Below are 6,286 nucleotides of genomic sequence, written 5' to 3' on the forward strand. Positions count from 1 at the left end.
ACCGCGCGGTACGGACCGCCGCTCCCGTCGTCGCCGCCCACCGCACCGCGTAGGCGGCCACGCTCCGCGACCCCTCCCGCGGAGCACCCCCGGGCGCGCGGCCGGGGCGGCGGCGGTAGGACGGATACGGACCGGCCGGGAGGAGTGTCCGTGAAGATCGTCGTCGACCTCAACCGCTGCCAGGGCTACGCGCAGTGCGCGTTCCTCGCGCCCCGGGTGTTCGAGCTGCACGGGGAGGAGGCCCTGATGTACACCCCGCAGCCCCCCGACGGGCAGCGGGAGCGCGTCCTGCGGGCCGCTGCGGCGTGTCCGGTGCAGGCCATCCTGGTCGAGGACCGCGCCGAAGCCGGGGCCGAAGCCGCCGGTCCAGACAGCCCGGGCGGGGAGGGCCGGTCCGGTGTGCGGTGACCTCCGGAGCGGCCGGATCGTCGTCGTCGGCGCCTCGCTGGCCGGGCTGCGCGCCGCGGAGACGCTGCGCGACGAGGGCTTCGCCGGGCGGCTGACCGTGGTCGGCGAGGAGCGCCGCCCCCCGTACGACCGTCCGCCGCTGTCCAAGCAGGTGCTGCTCGGGCGGGTGCGCGCCGGGGAGACCGCGCTGCCGCGCCGCCGCGAGGTGGACGCGGAGTGGCGGCTCGGCGTCCGCGCGACCGGCGTGGACGGGGCGGCCAGGCAGGTGCTGCTCGCGACCGGCGAACGGCTGCCCTACGACCGGCTGCTGATCGCGACGGGCACCCGGGCCAGGCCCTGGCCGGACCCCGCGCAGGCCGCCCTCGACGGGGTGTTCACGCTGCGCACCGCCGACGACGCGGCCGGGCTGGCCGAGCGGCTGGCGGCCGGCCCGCGGCGGGTGCTGGTGATCGGTGCCGGGTTCACCGGCTCCGAGATCGCCTCCGCCTGCCGGGAACGCGGCGTGGCGGTGACGGTCGCGGAGCGCGGCCCCGCCCCGCTGGTCGGCGCCCTCGGCGGGGCCTTCGGCGCCTTCGCGGCCAGGGTCCAGCGCGCCCACGGGGTCGACCTGCGCTGCGGGGTGACCGTCACCGCGCTCCACGGCCGGGAGGGGCGGCTCACCGGCGCCGAGCTCTCCGACGGCAGCCGGATCGAGGCGGACGTCGCCGTGGTCGCCCTGGGGGCCGTCCGCAACACCGAGTGGCTGGCCGACTCCGGGCTCGCCGCCGGTCGGCGTGGCATCGCCTGCGACGCAGGCTGCCGTGCCTTCGACATGTACGGGATCGTCACCGACGACGTCTTCGTCGCGGGTGATGTCGCCCGCTTCCCGCACCCCCTCTTCGAGTACCAGCTGCTCTCCCTCGAACACTGGGGCAACGCGGTCGCCCAGGCCGCGGTGGCGGCCCACAACATGGTCAACCCGGGGCCGCGCCGGCTGCCGCACCTGGGCGTGCCCGCCTTCTGGTCCAGCCAGTTCGGCCTCAACATCAAGTCCGTCGGCGTGCCGACCTTCTCCGACCACGTGGTGGTCGCCCAGGGCTCGCCGGAGGAGCGGCGGTTCGTCGCGGTCTACGGGTACCGGGGCCGGATCACGGCCGCCGTGAGCGTGAACCGGGCCAAGTGGCTGGAGCACTACCAGGGGCTGATCGAGACCGCCGCCCCGTTCCCGCCCGACTGGGTCGGCGTGGAGCCTCCGCCCTCCCGTATCCCCGTCCCGTCCGACGTGCCCGATCCGAAGGTGCTCTCGCACGGTCCCACCGTCGCGCTCACCGGTCACCTGCCCGACCGGCGGCTGACCTTTCGGCGCTGGGACGGCTGAGCACCGTCCCGGCGCCGCGGACCGCCGCCGCCACCCCCGAGGAGCCCGCCATGGCCACCACCGACACCCCCGGCACCAGCACCGGCACCGGTTCCGCCGGCACCCTGTACCGCCGGATCACCGACTACGCCAACCGCGCCGACCCCTACCCCCTCTACGCCGAGTTGCGCGAGCACGGCGTGGCCCGCCAGGACGACGGCGGCTACCTGGTCGGCACCTACGACGAGGTCGCCGCGCTGCTCCACGACCCGCGGATCAGCTCCGACCGCCGCAACCGCACCGACCCGGACGAGGCGCAGGTCGTCCCGGTCGCCTTCATCGGCCGGGACGACCCCGAGCACGAACGGCTGCGCAACCTGGCCATGCGGCCCTTCGGCCCGCCGCACGCGCCCGGCCGGGTCGACGCCATGCACGACGAGATCACCGCGATCGCCGGGGAGTTGATCGACGGGCTGCGCGGCCGCGACCGGATCGACCTCGTCGAGGACTTCGCCTACCCGCTCCCCGTCACCGTGATCTGCCGACTGCTCGGGGTGCCGCGCGAGGACGAACCCCGCTTCCACGCCTGGTCCGAGACCCTGATCGAGGGCTTCGACCCCACCCCCGGTACCGACCCGGCCGAGCGGCAGCGGGTGGCCCTCCAGGCCCGGACGGAGATGGGGCTCTACCTCGGCGAACTCGCCGAGAGCCGCCGCGGCAGGCCCTCCGAGGACATGCTCTCCGCCTTCGTCAACGACCCCGGCCCGGACGGCGGCTTCACCACGCCTGAGCTGATGGCCACCGCCGTCCTGCTGCTCATCGCCGGGCACGAGACGACCGTCAACCTGGTCACCAACAGCGTGCTCACCCTGCTGCGCCACCCCGAGGCCCTCCGACTGATGCGCGAACGGCCCGAGTTGATGCCGGGCATGGTGGAGGAGGTGCTGCGCTACGAGCCCCCGGTCCAACTGCTGCCGCAGCGCACCGCGCTGACCGACGTCGAGGTCGACGGCGTCACCATCCCCAAGGGCGCGCCGCTGGTCCTGGTGCTCGCCGCCGCCAACCGGGACCCGCGGCGGTTCCGCGACCCGGACCACTTCGACCCGACCCGGCAGGACAACCAGCACCTCGGCTTCGGCAGCGGCGTGCACAGCTGCTTCGGCGCGCCGCTCGCCAGGGTCGAGGGGCAGATCGCCCTCACCGCGCTCGTCCGCCGCCTCGACGACCCCCGACTGCTCCAGGACCCGCCCGTGTACCGCCGCAGCCCGATCCTGCGCGGGCCCCGCCACCTGCCGCTGGCGGTCTCCGGTATCAGGGACTGAGCGTGCCGCCCCAGCCGTCCGGGCGCCCTCAGTCCCGGCGGCCGGGCAGCGCGGCGTACGGGACGAAGGTGCTGGTGTGCTCGTCGACGGCCAGCGGTCGGCCGATGGCCGGGGCGGAGCGCTGCGGGCAGGCCGGGCGTTCGCAGACCTTGCAGCCGAGGCCGATCGGGGTGGCGGCCGCCTCGTCGCCGAGGTCCAGGCCGGCGGAGTAGACCAGTCGGCCGGCGTGCCGGATCTCGCAGCCGAGGCCGATGGCGAAGGTCTTGCCGGGGCGGCCCCAGCCGCCGGGCGAGCGGGTGACGGCGCGGGCGGTCCAGAGGTAGCGGCGGCCGTCCGGCATGGCGGCGACCTGGACGTGGACGCGCCCGGGGGCGGCGAAGGCGTCGTAGACGTTCCACAGCGGGCAGGTGCCGCCGGTGCGGGAGAAGTGGAAGGGCGTGGCGGACTGGCGCTTCGAGACGTTCCCGGCCCGGTCGACGCGTACGAAGGAGAACGGCACGCCGCGCAGGCCGGGGCGCTGGAGGGTGCTGAGCCGGTGGCAGACCGTCTCGTAGCCGACGCCGAAGTGATCGGCGAGGTGCTCGATGTCGTAGCGGGCCGCCTCCGCCTGGGCGTGGAAGGCGGTGTAGGGCAGGACGAGGGCGGCGGCGAAGTAGTTGGCCAGGCCGATGCGGGTGAGCGCGAAGGCGGTGGAGCCCTCCGGGCTGTCCTGGGAGGCGAGTTCGGACAGCAGGGAGTCGTGTTCCAGGTAGGCCAGTTGCGTGGCCATCCGGAAGGCCTGCTGGCCGGGGCGCAGCCGGTCGGACAGCCGGAGGGTCCGGGTCGGCTCGTCGTACTGGTGCAGCTGTCCGCCTCCGGTGGCGATCCGGACCCGGTGCCCGGTGGCGAGCCGTTCGGCCAGCACCGTCCTGACCTCGCCGCGCCGCAGGCCGATGGACGTCGCCAACTCCTCGGCGGCCGTGTCGAGTTCGTGGAGGTAGTTCCGGCGGCGGTAGAAGAACTCGCGGACCTGCTCGTGCGGGGTGCGCGTGTCGACTCCGAGGCCGCGGTCCCCGGCGAGGACGGCGAGCCGCTCGGCGGCGTCCCGGCGGCCGCGGGCCAGGTCGCTCAACAGCCGTGCCACAGCGGGGAGTCGGGCGGCGAGCTCGTCGAGGTCACCGCCGGTGATCCGGCCGGCCGTGACCTCCTCGCCGAGCGCGTCCCGCAGTTCGGCGGTGAGCCGGGCGCTGTCGGGCGGGGCGAAGTAGCCGGCCTCGACGCCGAAGGCCTCGGTGAGGCGCAGCAGGACGGGCACGGTGAGGGGCCGGGCGTCGTGCTCCAACTGGTTGACGTAGCTGGGCGAGAGGTCGAGCAGCCGGGCGAGGGCGGCCTGGCTGAGGCCGCGCTCCTCGCGCAGGCGGCGCAGCCTGGCACCGGCGAAGGCCTTTCCCATGGTGTCGTTCTCCCCGCTGTGCGCTTCGGTCGATCCGGCGCGGGCAGCCTAGCCGCAGGGCAGCCGGTCAGGCCTTCGCAACCTTCGCTGATTCACCGGGGAGCGTTCGCAGAAGTTGGCGGTGGTCCACCGGTGACGGCGGCTCGGCGGGGGTGCCAGAGTCGGTGCTGCGGCCGGGAGGTGCGCAGGACAGCCGCAGAACACCAGGTCGGTCGCGGTCCGGTGGGCTGTCCGGGCCTCCACGTCCCGCGGTGCGCCACCGCAGCCCGGCACCGTCCGGCCGCCCACTCGCCCTCGCGGTGAGGTGCGTCACATCCTTCGCAACGAGCAAACGAGCACCCTGGGGAGCAGACCCATGACTCAGTCGGTCCGGCAGCAGCAGGAGCAGCAGGCGGCGGAGCTCGCCGCCCGGTGGGCCTCCGACCCGCGGTGGGCGGGCATCGAGCGCACGTACACGGCGGCCGACGTCGTCCGGCTGTCCGGGACGGTACGCGAGGAGCACACCCTGGCCCGGCGCGGCGCCGAGCGGCTGTGGCGGCAGCTGCACGAGCAGGACTACGTCCACGCGCTCGGCGCGCTGACCGGCGGCCAGGCCGTGCAGATGGTGAAGGCCGGGCTGCAGGCGATCTACCTGTCCGGCTGGCAGGTCGCGGCCGACGCCAACCAGGCCGGGCAGACGTACCCGGACCAGAGCCTCTACCCCGCCAACTCCGTTCCCCAGGTGGTGCGTCGGATCAACAACGCGCTGCTGCGGGCGGACGGGATCGACGCGGCGGAGGGCAACGGCGGCCCGGACTGGCTGGTGCCGATCGTCGCCGACGCGGAGGCCGGCTTCGGCGGCCCGCTGAACGCCTTCGAGCTCACCAAGGGCATGATCGCGGCCGGCGCGGCGGGCATCCACTACGAGGACCAGCTGGCCTCCGAGAAGAAGTGCGGCCACCTCGGCGGCAAGGTGCTCGTCCCCACCGCCCAGCACATCCGCACCCTGAACGCCGCCCGCCTCGCGGCCGACATCGCCGACGTGCCGACCCTGATCGTCGCCCGCACCGACGCGCTCGCCGCCAACCTGCTGACCAGCGACGTGGACGAGCGCGACGCCCGGTTCTGCACCGGCGAGCGGACGGCCGAGGGCTTCTACCGGGTCGAGCCCGGCATGGGCCCGGTGATCTCGCGCGGCCTGGCCTTCGCCCCGTACGCGGACCTGCTCTGGGTGGAGACCGGCACCCCGGACCTGGAGCAGGCCCGGGAGTTCGCCGAGGCGGTCAAGGCCGAGCACCCGGACACGATGCTCGCCTACAACTGCTCGCCCTCCTTCAACTGGAAGGCCGCGCTGGACGACGACCAGATCGCCAAGTTCCAGCGGGAGTTGGGGGCGATGGGCTACCGCTTCCAGTTCATCACGCTGGCCGGCTTCCACGCGCTCAACCACTCGATGTTCCAGCTCGCCCGCGGCTACGCCGAGCACGGGATGACGGCCTATGTCGACCTCCAGGAGGCCGAGTTCGCGGCCGTGCCGGACGGCTACACCGCCGTGAAGCACCAGCGCGAGGTCGGCACCGGGTACTTCGACCTGGTCTCCACCGCGCTCAACCCGAACGCCGAGACGCTCGCCCTGACCGGCTCCACCGAGGCCGAGCAGTTCCACTGAGTCCGAAGGAGGCCGCCGGGCCCGAAGCGGGCCGCCGAGCCGGAAGGACAGCACCACCGAGCCACCCTGGCGGCCGCTTTGGGGAGCGGACGCCGCCCACCCCGCCGCCCGGGGCCTCGTTGAGGGACGAGGCCCCGGGC

The 6,286-nt window shown here is 74.6% G+C and carries 5 protein-coding genes; 4 read left to right on the forward strand and 1 reads right to left on the reverse strand.

Annotated features, from left to right (window positions below):
• The first annotated feature begins 150 nt into the window (after positions 1 to 150).
• From ACFU7Z_RS34220 to ACFU7Z_RS34230, 3 genes are read left to right on the forward strand one after another with little or no spacing between them, the layout of a single operon-like run.
• Positions 151 to 408, forward strand: coding sequence for a ferredoxin (locus tag ACFU7Z_RS34220; RefSeq protein WP_380781844.1), 258 nt, complete (start codon positions 151 to 153; stop codon positions 406 to 408).
• The gene (locus ACFU7Z_RS34225; protein WP_380781846.1) at positions 398 to 1,765 is read left to right on the forward strand and encodes an NAD(P)/FAD-dependent oxidoreductase; all 1,368 of its coding nucleotides are present in this window, start codon (positions 398 to 400) and stop codon (positions 1,763 to 1,765) included. The genes ACFU7Z_RS34220 and ACFU7Z_RS34225 overlap by 11 nt, the downstream gene beginning before the upstream one ends.
• Before the next feature lie 50 nt (positions 1,766 to 1,815).
• Positions 1,816 to 3,066: a cytochrome P450 gene (locus ACFU7Z_RS34230; RefSeq protein WP_380781848.1), complete on the forward strand. Its 1,251-nt coding sequence runs from the start codon at positions 1,816 to 1,818 to the stop codon at positions 3,064 to 3,066.
• A gap of 28 nt (positions 3,067 to 3,094) precedes the next feature.
• Here ACFU7Z_RS34230 and ACFU7Z_RS34235 read toward each other — a convergent pair whose 3' ends face one another.
• Positions 3,095 to 4,498 (reverse strand): short-chain fatty acyl-CoA regulator family protein, encoded by a 1,404-nt coding sequence (locus tag ACFU7Z_RS34235; RefSeq protein WP_380781850.1) that lies wholly within the window; start codon positions 4,496 to 4,498, stop codon positions 3,095 to 3,097.
• Between the two features lie 355 nt (positions 4,499 to 4,853).
• Here ACFU7Z_RS34235 and aceA point away from each other — a divergent pair, with 355 nt between their 5' ends.
• On the forward strand, positions 4,854 to 6,146 hold the full coding sequence (gene aceA, locus ACFU7Z_RS34240) for an isocitrate lyase (protein WP_380781852.1): 1,293 nt from the start codon (positions 4,854 to 4,856) through the stop codon (positions 6,144 to 6,146).
• The last annotated feature ends 140 nt before the right edge of the window (positions 6,147 to 6,286 follow it).

The sequence above is a fragment of the Kitasatospora sp. NPDC057518 genome, assembly GCF_042802075.1.
GTDB lineage: Bacteria > Actinomycetota > Actinomycetes > Streptomycetales > Streptomycetaceae > Kitasatospora.